Origin of the sequence: Sphingopyxis sp. (assembly GCF_051861155.1) — a bacterium.
GTDB lineage: Bacteria > Pseudomonadota > Alphaproteobacteria > Sphingomonadales > Sphingomonadaceae > Sphingopyxis.
Map to the genome: position 1 here is coordinate 284732 of NZ_JBHYDE010000004.1, position 16338 is coordinate 301069.

The window sequence follows — 16338 nt, forward strand, 5'->3', positions numbered from 1 at the left end:
CATGAAACGCCCCTGGATCGTAATCCTTTGCGCTGCCGTCATCGTCACGCTGGCGATGGGGGTGCGCCAGTCGTTCGGGCTGTTCCTGCCGCAGATGAGCGTCGATATCGGGATCAGCCGCTCCGACTTCGGGCTGGCGATGGCGCTGCAGAATCTGCTCTTCGGGCTGGTCCAGCCCTTCGTTGGCGCGCTCGCCGACAAGCATGGCGCGGGACGCGTCGTGCTGGCGGGGGCGCTGCTCTACGCGCTCGGGCTGATCGGCGCCGCGTTTGCGACCGACGCGATCGGGCTGCACATCAGTTTCGGCATCTTCATCGGCATGGCGCAGTCGGCGACGACCTTTGTCGTCGTGCTGGGCGCGGTGGGGCGCGTCGTCAGCCCGGAGAAGCGCAGCAGCGCGTTCGGCATCGTCACCGCGGGCGGCTCGCTCGGCCAGTTCCTCGTCGTGCCGCTGGCGTCGCGGCTGCTACGCGACATCGGTTATCACGAAACGCTGTTGATTATGGCGGTGATGGTCGGACTGTGTGGCCTGCTTGCCATCGGCGTTGCGGGTCGAGCCGGCAGTTCGGGAACCGAGGAGGTCGAGCAGCAGACCGCCCGCGAAGCATTGCAGGAGGCGGTGGTGCACCGCGGCTTCTGGCTGCTCAACGCCGGATTTTTTGTGTGCGGTTTTCACATCGCCTTCATCGCGACCCACCTTCCCGCCTATCTCGACGACCAGGGGCTGGGGACCAATATCGGCTGGCAGGTGCTGGCGCTGGTCGGGCTGTTCAATATCCTCGGTTCCTACGTGTTCGGCCGTGCCGGTGATGTGCTGCGCCAGAAATACGTCCTCTCGGCGCTCTATGTCGCGCGCTCGGTGGTGATCGCGCTGTTCCTGTTCGTGCCACTCAGCCACGCGAGCGCGCTGGTGTTCGCGGGGGCGATGGGGTTCCTGTGGCTCGGCACCGTGCCGCTGACCAGCGGCATCGTCGGGCGCATCTTTGGCATCCGCTATCTCTCGATGCTCTATGGCATCGTGTTTTTGAGCCATCAGGTCGGCAGCTTTTTCGGCGCGTGGGTGGCGGGGCTGATCTTTGACGCCACGGGCAGCTATAATATCGCCTGGGGCATTTCGATCGCGCTCGGGTTGTTCGCCGGGCTCGTCCACCTGCCGATCGCCGACGCGCCGGTCAGACGGCTGCAACCGGCGTGAGGTTGCAGCGGCAGGACTGCATTGCGCTGGCGCTGTTTGCGGCCGTTGCGGCGGGCGGCCTGTGGCTGTGGGCCGGCGCGGGGCCGGTCGTCTGGCTCAGCAGTTTCGCGATCATGTGCGGCTTTTAAGGCGCGACGATCACCGGGACGCGATTGCAGATCGCTTCATCATCGGGCTTCGGATCGGCCGGGTCGGGCGTCAGGCGAAACGCATGCGCGAGGTGGGTCGGGTTGCGCTCGGGCCGCGCCCGCTTGCCCGCTACGACATCGACGAAATCGCGGCACGCCGCCGCGCTGCGCAGGAAATTGCTGTGGCCAGTGGCGCTGCGCGACACGTCGGTGGTGTCGACGATGGTCAGTCCGGCGCGCGCCACCGGATAACAGCGCACCGGAAGCCCCTTCGCCTTCAGGTCGGCCGCCTCGAACGGGTCGAAGCAATAGGGTGAGCCAAGCCGCGGATAGCCGTGCAGCGCGCGCGATGCGGCCAGCGCCTTGTCGGCGTGCGAGACATAAACGGTGATCCGCCGGTCGTTGGCGACGCGGCGCGGCGACAGCACCTCTTCCTCGATGTCGCGTTCGAATGTTTCGCGGTCGATGTCGGGCGATGCCAGAATGACGTTCGAGATATTGCTGCTGTCGGCGCTGCTCGACGCGCGATCGACGTAGGCGATGGCGGGAATGACCAGCCGCGCGCCCAGCGAGTGCGACACGACGACGATTTCCTTGACCCACGGCCGCTCGGCCAGCGTCTTCAGGAAATCGCGGAAATTGCGGACGTCGTGATACATGTTGGTTTCGTCGACCGCATAGCTCAGCACCTCGCCTTGCGACGGCCAGCTATATTCGATCACCGGCCCGTCGAACCCGGTCATCCGCGCAATCTGCGCGGCGTCCTTCGACGTCGATTCGAACGTCTCGCGATAGCCATGGACATAGAGCAGGACGCGTCCCTGACGCCGGTCGGTTTCGGCCTGCAAGGCGGTCCACCAGTCGGCGGAATCCTGGAACGCGATCGGGGTGCGCAACCTTGTCTTGCCGCCCACCTCGGTCTCGCGCGGCACAGCAAAGCGGCCATAGCGGATCTTGTCGCCGCGGTGGCGGAGCAGGCTGATGTCGGAGGAGCGGCAGTCGGGAAGGCGGCTGGTTGCAAAGAACAACGGCAGCGCGTCTCCATCGATCACCGCGCCCGGCTGGGCGGTGCAGCGCGGGTCGGCGACATAATCGGCGTGGCGAACCTTGCCATAATCGACCGCCGCGATGCAGCCGGACAGGGTCAGGGCGGCGGTCGCCACCATCAGGTGGCGCAGCAGCGTCACTTGCCGATGACGCTTTCGGGAAGGTCTTCGCCGAACACGCGCTGATAATATTCGGCGACGATCATCCGCTCGGCCTCGTCGCATTTGTTGAGGAACGAGAGGCGGAAGGCGAAGCCGAGATTGTTGAAGATCGCAGCGTTCTGCGCCCAGCTGATCACGGTACGCGGCGACATGACGGTCGAGATGTCGCCGTTGATGAAGCCCTGGCGCGTCAGGTCGGCGACCTTGACCATATTGGCGACCGTCGTGTCGTCGGTGTTCGGCACCTTGGCCAGGATGATCGCGCTTTCGGTCGCGGCGGGCAGATAGTTCAGCGTGACGACGATGTTCCAGCGGTCCATCTGGCCCTGGTTGATCTGCTGCGTGCCATGATAGAGCCCGCTCGTGTCGCCGAGCCCGACGGTGTTCGCGGTCGAGAAGAGGCGGAAATGGGGGTTCGGGCGGATGACGCGGTTCTGGTCGAGCAGCGTCAGCTTGCCCTCGGTCTCCAGCACGCGCTGGATCACGAACATGACGTCGGGGCGCCCCGCATCATATTCGTCGAACACCAGCGCGGTTGGCGTCTGCAGCGCCCAGGGGAGCAGGCCTTCGCGGAACTCGGTGACCTGCTGACCGTCGCGCAGCACGATCGCGTCGCGCCCGACGAGGTCGATGCGGCTGATATGCGCGTCGAGATTGACGCGGATGCACGGCCATTTGAGGCGTGCTGCGACCTGTTCGATATGCGTCGACTTGCCGGTGCCGTGATAGCCCTGCACCATCACGCGGCGGTTGTATTTGAAGCCTGCCAGGATCGCGAGCGTGGTGTCGCCGTCGAAGACATAGGCGGGGTCGAGGTCGGGAACGCGTGCGTCGGCTTCGCTGAACGCCGGCACCTTCATGTCGATGTCGACCCCGAACAGTTCGCGCGCATCGACCTCGACATCGGGCGCCGCAAGCAGCGTCGAGCCGTGGTGATCGGGAAGGCTGTTCGGAATATCGGTCATGTCAAAGATCCAGCGAGGGCGGTCGGGAGAGAGTCGCCGGTCGCTCGGCGCTTCGGCTAGCGCGGTATAGGCGTCGGTTTCAGCTTGCAACGCCTTTTCAAAGCAGGCCGAGCGCCTTCATCACCGCCGACTGGTCATAATAGGGGCGCTCGCAGACGATCTTGTCGCTGTCCGCGGCAAAGACAAAGCTCGCCGCCATCCGGATCCGGAACGCCTTGCCCGTCGGCGCGATCGTGCGCGGGCCAAGTTTCAGCGGGCCGAGATGGGTGCCCGTCAGCCAGAATTCGACGAGCACGGTATCGGTCGCGCCATCGGCGGCAATCGCGATCACCTCGTTCGCCTGATCGGGAAACGGTTCGCGCGACGCCGCGAAATAGGACCGCACCGCTGTTTCTCCGTCAAAGATCGTGCCCGGCCCCAGCAATTCGTAACGCGGATGATCGAACGTCGCGATGACGCCGTCCCAATCATGGGTGATCTCGAGCGCCATATGGCGGCGGACCACTTCGATGCGGGCTTCGTCGAGTTCGCTCATCCTGGCTCTCCCTCAGGCAAAGGCCTTGGTCTTGCGGAGCAGCTGATACGCCGCGACGACCTCGCCCAGCCGCGACTCGTAACTGCGGTCGCCGCCGTTGCGGTCGGGATGATAGCGCCGGACGAGCTCGCTGTAACGCCGCCGTAATGTCGCGCGGTCGGCATCGGCGGGCAGGCCGAGCAATTGCATCGCTGCATGTTCCTCGCGCGTCAGCCCTGGGTTGGCCGCCTCGCGCCGCGCTTCGTCCATCCGCTGACGAAAGCGCGCGCCCAGCGCGTCGATCGGATCCTTGAAATCGGCCCAGCGCGGCGGCAGGTCGGCGCTGCCCGCGGCGCGAAAGGTGCGGCTTTCGGTTTCCCATCCTGCAGTCGGCGACTGCGCCGCCATGATCTGGTCGGCGCTCATGCCTTCAAAGAAATTATAACCCGCGTTGAATTCGCGGACATGGTCGAGGCACAGCCAGCGATATTGCGGCGGCCCATCGGGCGAGCGGGTCCACGATAGCGGGGCGCGAAACTCGCCCGCTTCGCGGCATCCGGGTGCGGCGCAGGGCTCGTCGCGCGGAACGCGGCCATGGAAGCGGTTGGGGCGGGGGGACGTGGACAAAATGCGCTTTCGAGGTGCTGGAGAGGCCTTATAATTTGGCGACGGAGCGCTTATGGTCAACCCCATGAGCAGCAACGGCCCCGTGCAACAAGAGATGGAAAGCCTGCTCAGCGCAGCTTTTCCCGACGCCAATTTCATCCTGAGCAACGATAGCGCGAGCCATCATGGCCATGCCGGCGACGACGGCAGCGGCGAATCGCATTTCAGCCTGACGATCGAATGGGCGGGCTTTGCCGGGATGAACCGCGTCGCCCGCCAACGCACAGTGAACAAGGCGCTCGGCGACCTGCCCGGGCAGCGCGTCCACGCGCTGGCGATCAAGGCGCGCGCGCCGGGGGAATGACGATGGTCGCCAAGGTCAATCTCGCCGCCGCTTTTGCAAAAATCCCGACGGCCTGGAGCCCGCACATCGCGGGCGACATCAACAATTTCCAGATCAAGCTGGTCAAGCTCGACGGCAAGTTCGACTGGCATCACCATGATATAGAGGATGAATTATTCCTCGTCGTCGCCGGACGAATGAAGATGGGCCTACGTAGCGGCGATGTGATTGTCGAACCGGGCGAGTTCATCATCGTGCCGCGCGGTGTCGAACATTGTCCCGAGGCGCTGGACGGGGAATGCCATGTCGTGTTGCTCGAACCGCGATCGACGCTGAACACCGGCAATGTCGAAACCGAAAAGACACGGCGGACGCTGGAAAGGCTGGACTGACCGATGGACATCATCACCCCCTCGACCCACGACCTTGGCGCCTTTGAAGTGCGGCGGACATTGCCCAGCAAATCGCGCACGATGGTCGGGCCGTTCATCTTCGTCGATCAATTCGGCCCGGCGCATTTCGACATCGGCACCGGCATGGATGTGCGCCCGCATCCGCACATCAACCTGGCGACCGTCACCTATTTGTTCGAGGGCGCGATCGAGCATCGCGACAGCCTGGGCACGCGCGCGACGATCCGCCCCGGTGCCTGCAACCTGATGACCGCGGGCCGCGGCATCGTTCATTCGGAGCGCACCCCGGCGGCCGAACGCGCCACCGGATCGGGCATTTCGGGGATGCAGACCTGGCTCGCTTTGCCCGACGGCAAGGAAGAGATCGACCCGGCGTTCGAACATGTTGCAAAGGACGATCTGCCGCTGATCGAGGATGGCAGCGTCTCGGCGCGGGTGATCATGGGCAGCCTGTGGGGCAAGGCGTCGCCGATCACCCAGCATGCCGCGACGATCTATGCCGACATCCTGATGAACGCGGGCGCGGCGATCCCGATCGAAGCCGAGGCCGACGAGCGGGCGGTGCTCGTCGCGCTGGGCGACGCGAGCCTCGATGGCGAACGGCTCGACCGTTACAGCCTCTATATCCTGAAACCCGGGCAGGCGATGACGCTGCGCGCGACCAGCGATGCGCGGGTGATGCTGCTCGGCGGCGAAGCGTTCGCGACGCCGCGCCATGTGTGGTGGAATTTCGTCAGCTCCAGCCGCGACCGCATCAATCAGGCGAAGCACGACTGGAAAGACGGCAAATTCCCGCTCGTCCCCGGCGACAGCGCGGAGTTCATTCCGCTTCCCGAAGTGGCAAAGACGGTGAGTTATCCCTAGAGCGACATCAAACTTGGGGTGTGGCGAGAAGGGGAGTGGCGGGTTTCGACCATTTCCTGTCATCCCCGCGAAGGCGGGGAATCCCGCGTTGCGACGGCGAAAGAAAAGAGCGGGATTCCCGCCTTCGCGGGAATGACGAAGTTAGGTGAGAACGCCAGCTCCCCGCCCCAAAACGGACAATCCTCGCCGGATGGCCTGTGTGACGGACGGTTGTGCCTACTTGCCAGCCGCGACGATCCCCGCCAGATTGGTTTCGAAATAAAACCAAAGGAGCGATGTCGATGACCGACGATTTTGAGCAGATCCGCGTTGAGCTCGCGACCGGCATCGAACTCGACATCGTCGACATCGGCCCGCGCGAAGCGCCGGTGCTGATCTTTCTCCACGGCTTCCCCGAATCGCACCGCACCTGGCGCTATCAACTGCCCTATTTTTCGGGTCGCTTTCGCTGCATCGCACCCGACCAGCGTGGCTATCGCGGGTCGTCGAAGCCGCAGGACGCCGAATCCTATACCCCCGACAAGCTGATCGCCGACATTTTCGCGCTCGCCGATGCGCGCGGCGTGGGCGAATTTACCATCGTCGGCCACGACTGGGGCGGCGCGATTGCTTGGGGAGTGGCGCTGGGCGGCCAGCTGAACGGGCTCCATCCGGCATGGTCGGGGCGCGTGAGGCGCGCCGTCATCGCCAACGCGCCGCATCCGGCGATCTTTCAGCGGCTGCTGTTCACCAATGAACAGCAGCGCGCGGCGAGCCAATATATCAGCATCTTTCGCGACCCGGCGAACGACGCGATCATCGAAGATCACGGCATCGCGGGCATCCTGGCCCACGCCTTTGCCGGGCGGGTGCCGAGCGGCGGTATCCAGCCGCCCGACGAGATCGCGCGATTGCTCAAGGATTGGGAGGATCGCGACGCGTGCCGCGCGATGATCAACTGGTATCGCGGATCGCCGTCGATCGTCCCGGCGATGGACGCACCCTATGCCGCGCCGCCCGCGACGCCGTTTCCCAAGCTCGCTATCCCGACGCTCGTTATCTGGGCGCTCGACGACGTCGCGCTGCCGCCGTGCAACCTTGAGGGTATGGCGGATCTCGTCCCCGATGTGCAGATCGTCCATGTCGCCGACTGCGGCCATTTCGTGCCGTGGGAGGCGCCGGATGCAGTCAATGCCGCGATGGACGATTTCCTGACAAAGGGCTGATGACAGCGACCCGGTTGCCCATCTGAAAAAGGGTGGCGGGCGGCGTGTTCGCCGCCCGCCTGGGGGGGGTCTCGTGGGGTGTGTTGGTGACACGCCAAAGGGTCTGTCCAACGGCAGTTTTCCCCCATTTTCTGCCGTCATCCGAAGATTTTGGAGGGGCGAGTTAACCATAGGTTTGGTGCAAATGGCAGGCTTTCACATTCTCCCCAACTTGCCATACTCGTGTCATGGAAGTCGGAGGACTCAAGGTCGCCTCGATCGTGGACCGGGTTGATGGGCCAGTGAACTGGACGCTCGAGCGCGACGTCCATGTGCTGTACCTGTATGAGGCGGGAAGCTATCACTGGCTGGAAACCTGGCTCGACGACCGGCGGACGTCGCTCGGCGACCCGCTGCCCGGCGAGATGTGGCTCGCGCCCGCCGGGCGCCGCTATCATGGCGAGGCAAAGGGCGGCGGGGTCCGCTATATCGAGGTCGAAATTCCCGCCACCCGGCTGGTCGTGGCGCCGGACACGCGCGCGCTGGCGGCGCATTATGACCTGACGCTTGCGGCGCTGGTGCGTGCGTTGGCCGCGGGCGATGCCGCGGTCGCCGATCCGTTGATCGCGATCCTCGCCAAGACGCTCGAAGGGATGACGGTGCGCGCCGAATCGGCGGCGGTCATTCCGCGGATCAACGACCTGATGGTGCATATCCAGACCCAGCTCGAACTGTCGCTGACGGTCGAGGAGATGGCGGCAGAGGCGGGGATGTCGGTCAACAGTCTGATCGTCCATTTCGCCCGCGCGACGGGCTATACCCCGGCGCAATATATGCTGCGCCAGCGGCTGCGCCGCGCCTGCTGGTTCCTGATGAATCGCCCGCTGTCGGTCGCCGAAATCGCCTTTGCCACCGGCTTTTCCAGCCATGCGCATCTGTGCGCGATCTTTCGCCGCAAGCTCGGCATGTCGCCCGGCGAGTGGCGGCGGCGTCACATATCGGCGATCCTGCCGCCGGCCTGGGAGGAATAGCCCTTCGGCTTCAGTTTTCGGGCCGCAGCAGACAGCCGCTGGTGCCCGCATAGCGCGCGCTGCGCGACGCGAGCAGCGGGACGCTGCCGGTCACGGTCTTGGTCGCCGGGTCTTCGCTCAGCGACACCATCTCCATCCCCGGCTCGAAATCGCTCTGGCAGCTGTCGAGGCTGCGCCCCTGAACATAGCGACACGAGCAGCCGACGCGCGCCGCATAGGCCGAGCCAAGTTCGGCCTGCGCCTTGAACGACGGGAATTTCCAGATCGCAAAGAGGACGAACAGGACCGCGATTACCAGCGCCCAGGGCAGGCAGCCGCCCCAGCGGCTGGGTTTCTTGCGCGGTGTCGGCGGGGGTGCGGCGGGTGTCCCGGGTGGCGGTGCCGCGGTCGGCGTCTCGCCCGTTGAAGGACCGGTCGGGTTGGTGCTAGTCACTGGTGCCATGATCACGAAAAAACGGCTGCTGGCAAGTGCCGCTCTCGCGATGCTCGGGGCCTGGTCGCTGGCGCACGCGGCGGGGCAGGGCAATCTGGCGCCCGCGTCGCCCGCGCCGAAGTTCGGGGCGTCGCTTGACGGCATAAGGCCGACGGAGACGCCGCAAGCGCTGCCCATGCTGCCGGCCGCGATCAAGACGCGCGCCGACGCGCTGTTCGTCGATGCGGAGGATGTCGGGCAAACGCGCGCGCTGCTCGTGCTGCGCGACGGCGAGCTGATCTACGAACGCTATGCCGCGGGTTTTGGCCCCGAAACCAAGCTGATCAGCTGGTCGATGGCGAAAAGCATCACCGCGGTGCTGACCGGCTTTCTGGTCGCCGACGGGCAATTGGCGCTCGACGGGCCGGCGCCGGTGGCGGCATGGCAGCGCAGCGGCGACCCGCGCGGCGCGATCACGCTCAAGAACCTGCTCCATATGTCGGCGGGGCTCGAACATATCGAAAATGGCGATCCGGTGTGGCAGGGCGACACCGTCGCGATGCTGTTCGGCGGCGGCGCCCCCGACATGGCGGGGTTCGCAGAAGCGAAACCCGCGGCGGCGCAGCCCGGCGAGATCTTCAACTACAGCTCGGCGACCAGCGTCATCCTGTCGGACATTTTGGCCGACACGCTGACCCCGTCGCAAAGCCCCGCGGCGCGGCGCGATGCGATGCGCGAATTCATCGCGGGACGCCTCGTCGAGCCGCTTGGGATGCGCAGCCTGACGCCCGAATTCGATGCGAGCGGCACGATGATCGGGGGCTCGATCATGCACGCGACCGCGCGCGATTATGCCAAGTTCGGCGAATTCCTGCGCAATCACGGGGTGGTGAACGGCCAGCGGCTGCTGCCCGAAAGCTGGATGGACTTCATGCTCAGCCCGTCGGCGAACGACCGCGGCTATGGCGGGCATATCTGGCTCAACCGCGCCCGCCCGGCGGGAGCGCAGCCGGCGTTGTGGCCCGACCGCGGCCCCAACGACCTGTTCGCGTGCATCGGCCATCAGGGGCAATATATCATCGTGTCGCCATCGCAGCGGGTAACGATCGTCCGGCTGGGGGTCACCAAGGACGACCAGTTTCCGGCACTGCGCCGCCATCTCGCGGATTTGACCGCAGCGCTTTGAACGGCTGGGGCCACGCCGGGCGCCGATCGCCCAAAGTTCAGGAAAGTTCAGCCCTATGCGCCGCCGATTTGGGTCTCGCGAGGCGCTGGACGCGCGCGCTGTGCACCCGATCTGGCGCCAGCCGGGCAGTGACCGCTTTATCCACCCAATGAAAGAGCATGGGTGGATGCTGGCATAGCGGAAAATAGTAGGAAAGGCCTATTTTAGGGGGCGTCGGTTTTGGGGTAGGGAGCTGCCGTTTTTACCTAACTTTGTCATCCCCGCCTTCGCGGGAATGACGGTAACCGGTCGAAAGCCGACCGAAGTTTCGCCTTACAGCAGGAAGTCGCCGACCAGCGTCGTGACGCAGCGACCGGTCAGTTCGACCATGTCGCCGTCGAGGCGGCAACCGACATGGCCGCCGCGCGCGCTTGCCTGATACGCCGCGAAAGCATCGCGCCCCAGCCGTGCCGCCCAATAGGGGGTGAGCACGCTATGCGCCGATCCGGTCACCGGATCCTCGTCGATCCCGGCGCCCGGCGCGAAGCAACGGCTGACGACATCGGCGCCCGACGGGTCGCCGTCGCCGGGCGCGGTCGCGATATAAAGCACATCGCCGCCGTCCTTGAGCGCGCGGAAATCGGGGGTCAGCGCGCGGACGCTCGCCGCATCGCAATAGGCGATGATCGCATAGCCGCCCGGATGCCACTGCGTTTCGACGGGATCGCCGCCTAGCGCGCGGACGATGTCGGGCATTTCCTTTGGCGCGGGCGGATAAGCGGGCAGCGCCATCCGATAGCCCTCGTCATCGCCATTTCGCGCGACCTGCAAGATTCCGGCCTTGCGGGTGCGAAAGCGCATCTCCTGCCGCCAGGGCGCCGCCGACAGCAGCACATGCCCGCTCGCCAGCGTCGCATGGCCGCACAGCGCGACCTCGACCGTCGGGGTGAACCAGCGCAGCTCATAATCGGCCTCGCCGCTTTCATCGGGGATCAGGAAGGCGGTTTCGGCGAGGTTGTTTTCGGCAGCGATCGCCTGCAGCACGCCATCGCCCAGCCATTCCTCGAGCGGCATCACCGCGGCGGGGTTGCCGGTGAAGGCGCGATCGGCAAAGGCATCGACCTGGCTGATCGGTAGCCGCCGCGCCGCGCTCATGGGTAGAGCATCCCGCTCGACCAGCTATCGCCGGTGCGGGTGAACAGGATGCGTTCGTGCAGCCGGTGCGCGCGGTCCTGCCAGAATTCGATCGCGGCGGGGGTCACCCGCCACCCCGACCAGCGCGGCGGACGTGGCACGTCCTGTCGGTCGAACCGCGCCTGCATGTCGGCAAAACGCGCCTCGAACGTCGCACGATCGGCCAGCGGGCGCGACTGGTCGCTCGCCCAGGCGCCGAGCTGGCTGTCGCGGCCGCGGGTCGCGAAATAGGCGTCGGCGGTCGCGTCGTCGACCGGGCTCACCGGCCCTTCGATGCGGATCTGTCGCCGCAGCGATTTCCAGTGAAACAGCAGCGCGACATGCGGGTTCGCCGCCAGCTCGCCGCCCTTGCGGCTGTCGAGATTGGTGTAGAAGACGAAGCCGTCGGGGCCGTGCCCCTTCAGCAACACCATGCGGAGCGACGGGTGACCATTGGTGGTCGTCGTCGCAAGCGCCATCGCGTTGGCGTCGTTGGGCTCGCTGGCGCGTGCGTCGGCGAACCAGTCGTCAAACAGGGCAAAGGGGTCATCGCTCATCCGCCCGGTCATAATGCGGCGCGCGATGACGCGAAAGGCGGAACTTGACCGTTTGGCGACACATTACCACATCGACGCGCAATCGGGCCTTCCCGGCCCATCATTTATCGGGCTACAGGAACAACATGGCAGATCCCTATTCCATCCTGGGCGTCGCAAAGGGCGCGAGCGAAGCGGAGGTGAAGTCCGCCTATCGCAAGCTCGCCAAGGAATTGCACCCCGACAAGAACAAGGACAATCCCAAGGCGTCGGAGAAATTCTCCGAGGTCACGCGGGCGTATGACATCCTGTCCGACAAGACCAAGCGCGCGCAGTTCGATCGCGGCGAGATCGACGGCGACGGCAATCCGGCGATGCCGTTCGGCTATGGCGGGGGCGGCGGTTTTCGCGGCGATCAGCGGACCGGGCCGGGCGGCTTCAGCGGTTTCGGCAACGAGGGCGCCGATTTCGGCGACATTTTCGAAGGCCTGTTCGGGCGCGGCGGTGGCGCCGCGGCGGGCGGCGGGTTCGGCGGCTTCGGCGGGCGCAGCGCGCCGCCGCAAAAGGGCGCCAACGTCGCCTATCGCCTCGCGGTGTCGTTCGTCGATGCCGCGACGCAGGCGCCGCAGCGCATTTCGCTCGCCGATGGCGGCACGATAGATCTGAAATTGCCCGCCGGGGTCGAAACCGGCACCCAAATGCGCCTCGCCGGCAAGGGGCAGGCGGGGCCGGGCGGCACCGGCGACGGCATCGTGACGATCACGGTGAAGGATCATCCGTTCTTCGTGCGCGAAGGTGCCAATATCCGTCTCGACCTGCCGGTGACGCTGAACGAGGCGGTCAAGGGCGCCAAGGTCAAGGTGCCGACCGTCGACGGCCCGGTGATGCTGTCGATCCCGGCGGGATCGACGTCGGGCAAGGTCATGCGGCTGAAGGGCAGGGGGTTCAGCCAGAAGGGCGGCGAACGCGGCGATCAGCTCGTGCGGTTGATGATCGACCTGCCCGCCGACGACGATGCGCTGGTCGCGCTGCTCGCCGGATGGACCGATCCGCGCGCGGTGCGGGCCGATCTTGGCGTGTAAGGCGTGACCGAAGCGAGCGATCAAAAGGCGGCGGATGCCCTGGCCAAACAGGTCGCCGAAGAGGTCGGCAAAGAGTTTCTGGCCGAGGGTCATTCGCCGCATTCGCCCGAAGCGCGCGCCGAACGCGCCAAGCGGATCAAGCTGCGCGCGCGGGCGCAGGGGATCATCGATCGCGGCCGCGAACGGCTTGGTCCCGGGACGCGGGCGTTTCATATCGTCCGCCGCGTCGTCGTCGGCACCTATACTGACGGCTTCATCCACGCCGGCAATCTCGCCTATCTGGCGCTGATCGCGCTCTTTCCCTTCTTCATCCTGCTCGCCGCCGCCTTTTCGCTGATCGGCGGCAGTGTCGGGGGTGAGGCGGCGATCGAGGCGGTGTTTTCGACCATGCCGCCGTCGGTCGCGAGCGCGCTGGCGGGGCCGATCCGCGAAGTGATGACCGCGCGCACCGGCATTTTCCTGTGGCTCGGCGCGCTCGTCGCGCTGTGGACCGTCGGCAGCCTGATCGAAACGGTGCGCGACATTCTGCGCCGCGCCTATGGCACGCATTTCAGCAAGGGGTTCTTCCATTATCGGCTGCTGTCGATCGGCATCATCACCGGGGCCGTGGTGCTGATGCTGTTGTCGTTCAGCATGCAGGTGCTGATCGTCGGGGTCGAACAATTTGTCAGCCGCGTGCTGCCCGAACAATATCAGGCGGTCGGCGTCGTCGCGATTTCGCGCGGGGTGTCGGGGCTCGGGCTGTTCCTTGCCATCTATATGCTGTTCTACAGCCTGACGCCGTCGAAATACCGGCGGCTGAAGCAATGCCCGAAATGGCCGGGTGCGCTGTTCACCACCCTATGGTGGATCGGCGTGACGCTCGCGTTGCCGCCGCTGCTCGCCAGCCTGCTCAGCTATGATGCGACCTATGGCAGCCTGGCGGGGGTGATGGTCGCGCTGTTCTTTTTCTACCTCGTCGGATTGGGTATGGTGATGGGCGCCGAACTGAACGCCGCGCTCGTCGAGGTTGAGGATTTGGGCCATGACGCTATTGGGCGCATCGACGATGTAATGTTTGAAGCCAAAAAGGCCGGAGAAATAAAATGACGGGTCTGATGACGGGCAAGCGCGGGTTGATCATGGGGCTTGCCAACGACAAGTCGCTGGCGTGGGGCATCGCCAAGGCACTGCACGCGCATGGTGCGGAGCTGGCGATTTCGTATCAGGGCGATGTGATGCTCAAGCGGGTGAAGCCGCTCGCCGACGAGCTCGGCTGCGATTTCCTGATCGATTGCGATGTTGCCGACATGGACAATCTGGATGCGGCGTTCGCGACGCTGTCGGCGCGCTGGCCGACGATCGATTTTGTCGTCCACGCAATCGGCTATACCAACAAGGAAGCGCTGCGCGGCCATTATGCCGATGTGACGCTCGACGATTTCCTGATGACGATGAACATCAGCGTGTACAGCTTTACCGCAGTGGCAAAGCGCGCCGCGTCGATGATGACGCCGTTCGACCCGGAAACCGGCAACGGCGGCGGCTCGCTGCTGACGCTCAGCTATTATGGCGCCGAAAAGGTGATCCCGCACTACAACGTCATGGGTGTCGCCAAGTCGGCGCTCGAAACCAGCGTCAAATATCTCGCCAATGATTACGGCCCGCAGGGGGTGCGCGTGAACGCGATTTCGGCGGGGCCGATCAAGACACTCGCCGCATCGGGGATCGGCGATTTCCGCCTGATCCTGAAATGGAACGAGCATAATGCGCCGCTGCGCCGCAACGTCACGATCGACGACGTCGGCGGCTCGGCGCTGTACCTGCTCAGCGATCTGGCGTCGGGGGTTACCGGCGAAACGCATCATGTCGATGCGGGTTACCACACCGTCGGCATGAAACAGGAAGACGCGCCGGACATCGCGCTTGTCTGAGGCTTTCGGCATCCGCGCCGCGACGGCGGCGGATGCCGATGCCATCGACGCGGTCATTCGCGCCGCCTTTGCTGCGACCGAATATGGCTATCAGGGCGAAGCCGAGCTGGTGCGGATGATCGAGGCGGACGGCGACACGCTGGTGTCGCTGGTGGCGACGCAAGGCGACGAAATCGCCGGGCATATGCTGTTCAGCCGGATGGACGTCGCGGCCGATGGCGCCGCGATTCCCGCCGCCGGCCTGGCGCCGGTGTCGGTCGTTCCGGAGCGACAGGGGCAAGGCATCGGTGACGCGCTGATCCGTGCCGGTCTCGCTGCACTGCGGGAACAGGGCTGCGCGATCAGTTTCGTCCTCGGCCACGCGGCATATTACCCGCGTTTCGGCTATTCGCCCGAACTCGCCGCGCGCTTTGCTTCGCCCTTTGCCGGGCCGCATTTCATGGCGATGATGCTGGACTCGGGCGCGCCTTGGCCGCTAGGCGGACGGGCGGATTACGCACCCGCATTCGGCCGGATGGGATAGGGCAATGAGTTTCAACAGCTTCGGACGCGTCCTTCGCTTCACCACTTGGGGGGAAAGCCACGGCCCCGCGCTCGGCGCCGTCGTCGATGGCTGTCCGCCGCGCCTGTCGCTGTCCGAAGCCGACATCCAGCCCTATCTCGACAAACGCCGCCCGGGCCAGTCGCGCCACACGACGCAGCGGCAGGAACCCGATCAGGTGCGTATCCTGTCGGGGGTGTTCGAGGGTAAAACCACCGGCACCCCGATCAGCCTGATGATCGACAATGTCGACCAGCGTTCGAAGGATTATGGCGAGATCGCGCAGGCCTATCGCCCCGGCCACGCCGACTACGCCTATGACGCCAAATATGGCATCCGCGATTACCGGGGAGGGGGACGGTCGAGCGCGCGCGAGACCGCGGCGCGCGTTGCGGCGGGCGGCGTCGCGCGGCTGGTCATCCCCGAGGTGCAGATCCATGCGTGGGTGGCCGAAATCGGCGGCGATGCGATCGATCCTGCGAACTTCGACCTCGAAGAAATTGATCGCAATCCCTTTTTCTGTCCCGATCCCGCCGCGGCGCAGCGCTGGGAAGGGCTGATGGATGCCGCGCGCAAGGCGGGAAGCTCGCTTGGCGCGGTGATCGAATGCGCCGCGAGTGGGGTGCCCGCGGGTTGGGGCGCGCCGATCTATGCCAAGCTCGACAGCGACCTGGCCGCCGCGATGATGGGGATCAACGCCGTCAAGGGCGTCGAGATCGGCGCCGGTTTCCACGCGGCGCGGCTGCGCGGCGAGGAAAATGCCGATCCGATGCGCCCGGCAACCGACGGCAGCAACCGCCCCGATTTCCTCTCGAACAACGCAGGCGGAATTGCAGGCGGCATTTCGATCGGCCAGCCGGTCGTCGTCCGCGTCGCGTTCAAACCGACCAGCTCGATCCTCACGCCGGTGCCGACGATCAACAAGGCGGGCGAGGCCGCCGACATCGTCACCAAGGGCCGCCACGATCCGTGCGTCGGCATCCGCGGCGCCCCGGTGGTCGAGGCGATGATGGCGCTGGTGCTCGCCGACCACAAATTGCTCCACCGCGCGCAATGCGGGTGAGA

The 16338-nt window shown here is 65.6% G+C and carries 20 protein-coding genes; 13 read left to right on the forward strand and 7 right to left on the reverse strand.

Annotation, left to right across the window (positions count from 1 at the left end):
• Nucleotide 1 precedes the first annotated feature (1 nt).
• Nucleotides 2–1195 (forward strand): MFS transporter, encoded by a 1194-nt coding sequence (locus ACTIFP_RS09500; RefSeq protein WP_439568472.1) that lies wholly within the window; start codon nucleotides 2–4, stop codon nucleotides 1193–1195.
• Nucleotides 1192–1323, forward strand: a complete 132-nt coding sequence (locus ACTIFP_RS09505) for a hypothetical protein (RefSeq protein ID WP_439568473.1) — start codon at nucleotides 1192–1194, stop codon at nucleotides 1321–1323. Before ACTIFP_RS09500 ends, ACTIFP_RS09505 begins: the two co-directional genes overlap by 4 nt.
• Here the strand turns inward: ACTIFP_RS09505 and ACTIFP_RS09510 are convergent.
• The 4 genes from ACTIFP_RS09510 to ACTIFP_RS09525 form a co-directional block, all read right to left on the reverse strand.
• Complete coding sequence (locus ACTIFP_RS09510; protein ID WP_439568474.1) at nucleotides 1320–2510, reverse strand: alpha/beta hydrolase; 1191 nt, start codon at nucleotides 2508–2510, stop codon at nucleotides 1320–1322. The two genes, ACTIFP_RS09505 and ACTIFP_RS09510, sit on opposite strands and share 4 nt — an antisense overlap.
• Nucleotides 2507–3496 (reverse strand): cobaltochelatase subunit CobS, encoded by a 990-nt coding sequence (cobS, locus tag ACTIFP_RS09515; RefSeq protein WP_439568475.1) that lies wholly within the window; start codon nucleotides 3494–3496, stop codon nucleotides 2507–2509. Before cobS ends, ACTIFP_RS09510 begins: the two co-directional genes overlap by 4 nt.
• A 97-nt stretch (nucleotides 3497–3593) precedes the next feature.
• Complete coding sequence (locus ACTIFP_RS09520; RefSeq protein ID WP_439568476.1) at nucleotides 3594–4031, reverse strand: ester cyclase; 438 nt, start codon at nucleotides 4029–4031, stop codon at nucleotides 3594–3596.
• Between the two features lie 12 nt (nucleotides 4032–4043).
• A complete protein-coding gene (locus ACTIFP_RS09525; protein ID WP_439568477.1) occupies nucleotides 4044–4637 on the reverse strand; it encodes a J domain-containing protein in 594 nt (197 codons plus the stop codon).
• A gap of 52 nt (nucleotides 4638–4689) precedes the next feature.
• Here ACTIFP_RS09525 and ACTIFP_RS09530 point away from each other — a divergent pair, with 52 nt between their 5' ends.
• From ACTIFP_RS09530 to ACTIFP_RS09550, 5 genes are all read left to right on the forward strand, one after another.
• Complete coding sequence (locus tag ACTIFP_RS09530) at nucleotides 4690–4980, forward strand: BolA family protein (protein WP_249340204.1); 291 nt, start codon at nucleotides 4690–4692, stop codon at nucleotides 4978–4980.
• A complete protein-coding gene (locus ACTIFP_RS09535; RefSeq protein WP_439568478.1) occupies nucleotides 4977–5351 on the forward strand; it encodes a cupin domain-containing protein in 375 nt (124 codons plus the stop codon). The genes ACTIFP_RS09530 and ACTIFP_RS09535 overlap by 4 nt, the downstream gene beginning before the upstream one ends.
• 3 nt (nucleotides 5352–5354) lie before the next feature.
• Complete coding sequence (locus tag ACTIFP_RS09540; protein WP_439568479.1) at nucleotides 5355–6236, forward strand: pirin family protein; 882 nt, start codon at nucleotides 5355–5357, stop codon at nucleotides 6234–6236.
• Nucleotides 6237–6517: 281 nt separating this feature from the next.
• The gene (locus tag ACTIFP_RS09545) at nucleotides 6518–7441 is read left to right on the forward strand and encodes an alpha/beta fold hydrolase (protein ID WP_439568480.1); all 924 of its coding nucleotides are present in this window, start codon (nucleotides 6518–6520) and stop codon (nucleotides 7439–7441) included.
• A 227-nt stretch (nucleotides 7442–7668) separates the two neighbouring features.
• Nucleotides 7669–8451: a helix-turn-helix domain-containing protein gene (locus ACTIFP_RS09550; RefSeq protein ID WP_439568481.1), complete on the forward strand. Its 783-nt coding sequence runs from the start codon at nucleotides 7669–7671 to the stop codon at nucleotides 8449–8451.
• A 10-nt stretch (nucleotides 8452–8461) separates the two neighbouring features.
• On the opposite strand, the gene ACTIFP_RS09555 is transcribed toward ACTIFP_RS09550, so the two are convergent.
• Nucleotides 8462–8893: a hypothetical protein gene (locus tag ACTIFP_RS09555; protein WP_439568482.1), complete on the reverse strand. Its 432-nt coding sequence runs from the start codon at nucleotides 8891–8893 to the stop codon at nucleotides 8462–8464.
• On the opposite strand from ACTIFP_RS09555, the gene ACTIFP_RS09560 reads away from it, so the two are divergent.
• On the forward strand, nucleotides 8892–10049 hold the full coding sequence (locus tag ACTIFP_RS09560) for a serine hydrolase domain-containing protein (protein ID WP_439568483.1): 1158 nt from the start codon (nucleotides 8892–8894) through the stop codon (nucleotides 10047–10049). The genes ACTIFP_RS09555 and ACTIFP_RS09560 overlap by 2 nt on opposite strands.
• A gap of 312 nt (nucleotides 10050–10361) precedes the next feature.
• Here ACTIFP_RS09560 and ACTIFP_RS09565 read toward each other — a convergent pair whose 3' ends face one another.
• Together ACTIFP_RS09565 and pdxH are read right to left on the reverse strand one after the other, a co-directional pair.
• Entirely contained in the window at nucleotides 10362–11183 is an 822-nt protein-coding gene (locus tag ACTIFP_RS09565; RefSeq protein WP_439568484.1) for a PhzF family phenazine biosynthesis protein, read from the reverse strand.
• Nucleotides 11180–11758, reverse strand: a complete 579-nt coding sequence (gene pdxH / locus ACTIFP_RS09570; protein WP_439568485.1) for a pyridoxamine 5'-phosphate oxidase — start codon at nucleotides 11756–11758, stop codon at nucleotides 11180–11182. Before pdxH ends, ACTIFP_RS09565 begins: the two co-directional genes overlap by 4 nt.
• 125 nt (nucleotides 11759–11883) lie before the next feature.
• Here pdxH and ACTIFP_RS09575 point away from each other — a divergent pair, with 125 nt between their 5' ends.
• The 5 genes from ACTIFP_RS09575 to aroC are packed head-to-tail and all read left to right on the forward strand — an operon-like array spanning nucleotide 11884 to nucleotide 16336.
• On the forward strand, nucleotides 11884–12819 hold the full coding sequence (locus tag ACTIFP_RS09575; RefSeq protein WP_439568486.1) for a DnaJ C-terminal domain-containing protein: 936 nt from the start codon (nucleotides 11884–11886) through the stop codon (nucleotides 12817–12819).
• A gap of 3 nt (nucleotides 12820–12822) precedes the next feature.
• Nucleotides 12823–13908 carry a YihY/virulence factor BrkB family protein gene (locus ACTIFP_RS09580; RefSeq protein WP_439568487.1) on the forward strand — a complete coding sequence of 362 codons (1086 nt, stop codon included), beginning with the start codon at nucleotides 12823–12825 and terminating at the stop codon, nucleotides 13906–13908.
• Nucleotides 13905–14732 (forward strand): enoyl-ACP reductase FabI, encoded by an 828-nt coding sequence (fabI, locus tag ACTIFP_RS09585; RefSeq protein WP_439568488.1) that lies wholly within the window; start codon nucleotides 13905–13907, stop codon nucleotides 14730–14732. Before ACTIFP_RS09580 ends, fabI begins: the two co-directional genes overlap by 4 nt.
• Nucleotides 14725–15255 carry a GNAT family N-acetyltransferase gene (locus ACTIFP_RS09590; RefSeq protein ID WP_439568489.1) on the forward strand — a complete coding sequence of 177 codons (531 nt, stop codon included), beginning with the start codon at nucleotides 14725–14727 and terminating at the stop codon, nucleotides 15253–15255. The genes fabI and ACTIFP_RS09590 overlap by 8 nt, the downstream gene beginning before the upstream one ends.
• A 4-nt stretch (nucleotides 15256–15259) precedes the next feature.
• Entirely contained in the window at nucleotides 15260–16336 is a 1077-nt protein-coding gene (gene aroC / locus ACTIFP_RS09595; RefSeq protein WP_439568490.1) for a chorismate synthase, read from the forward strand.
• The last annotated feature ends 2 nt before the right edge of the window (nucleotides 16337–16338 follow it).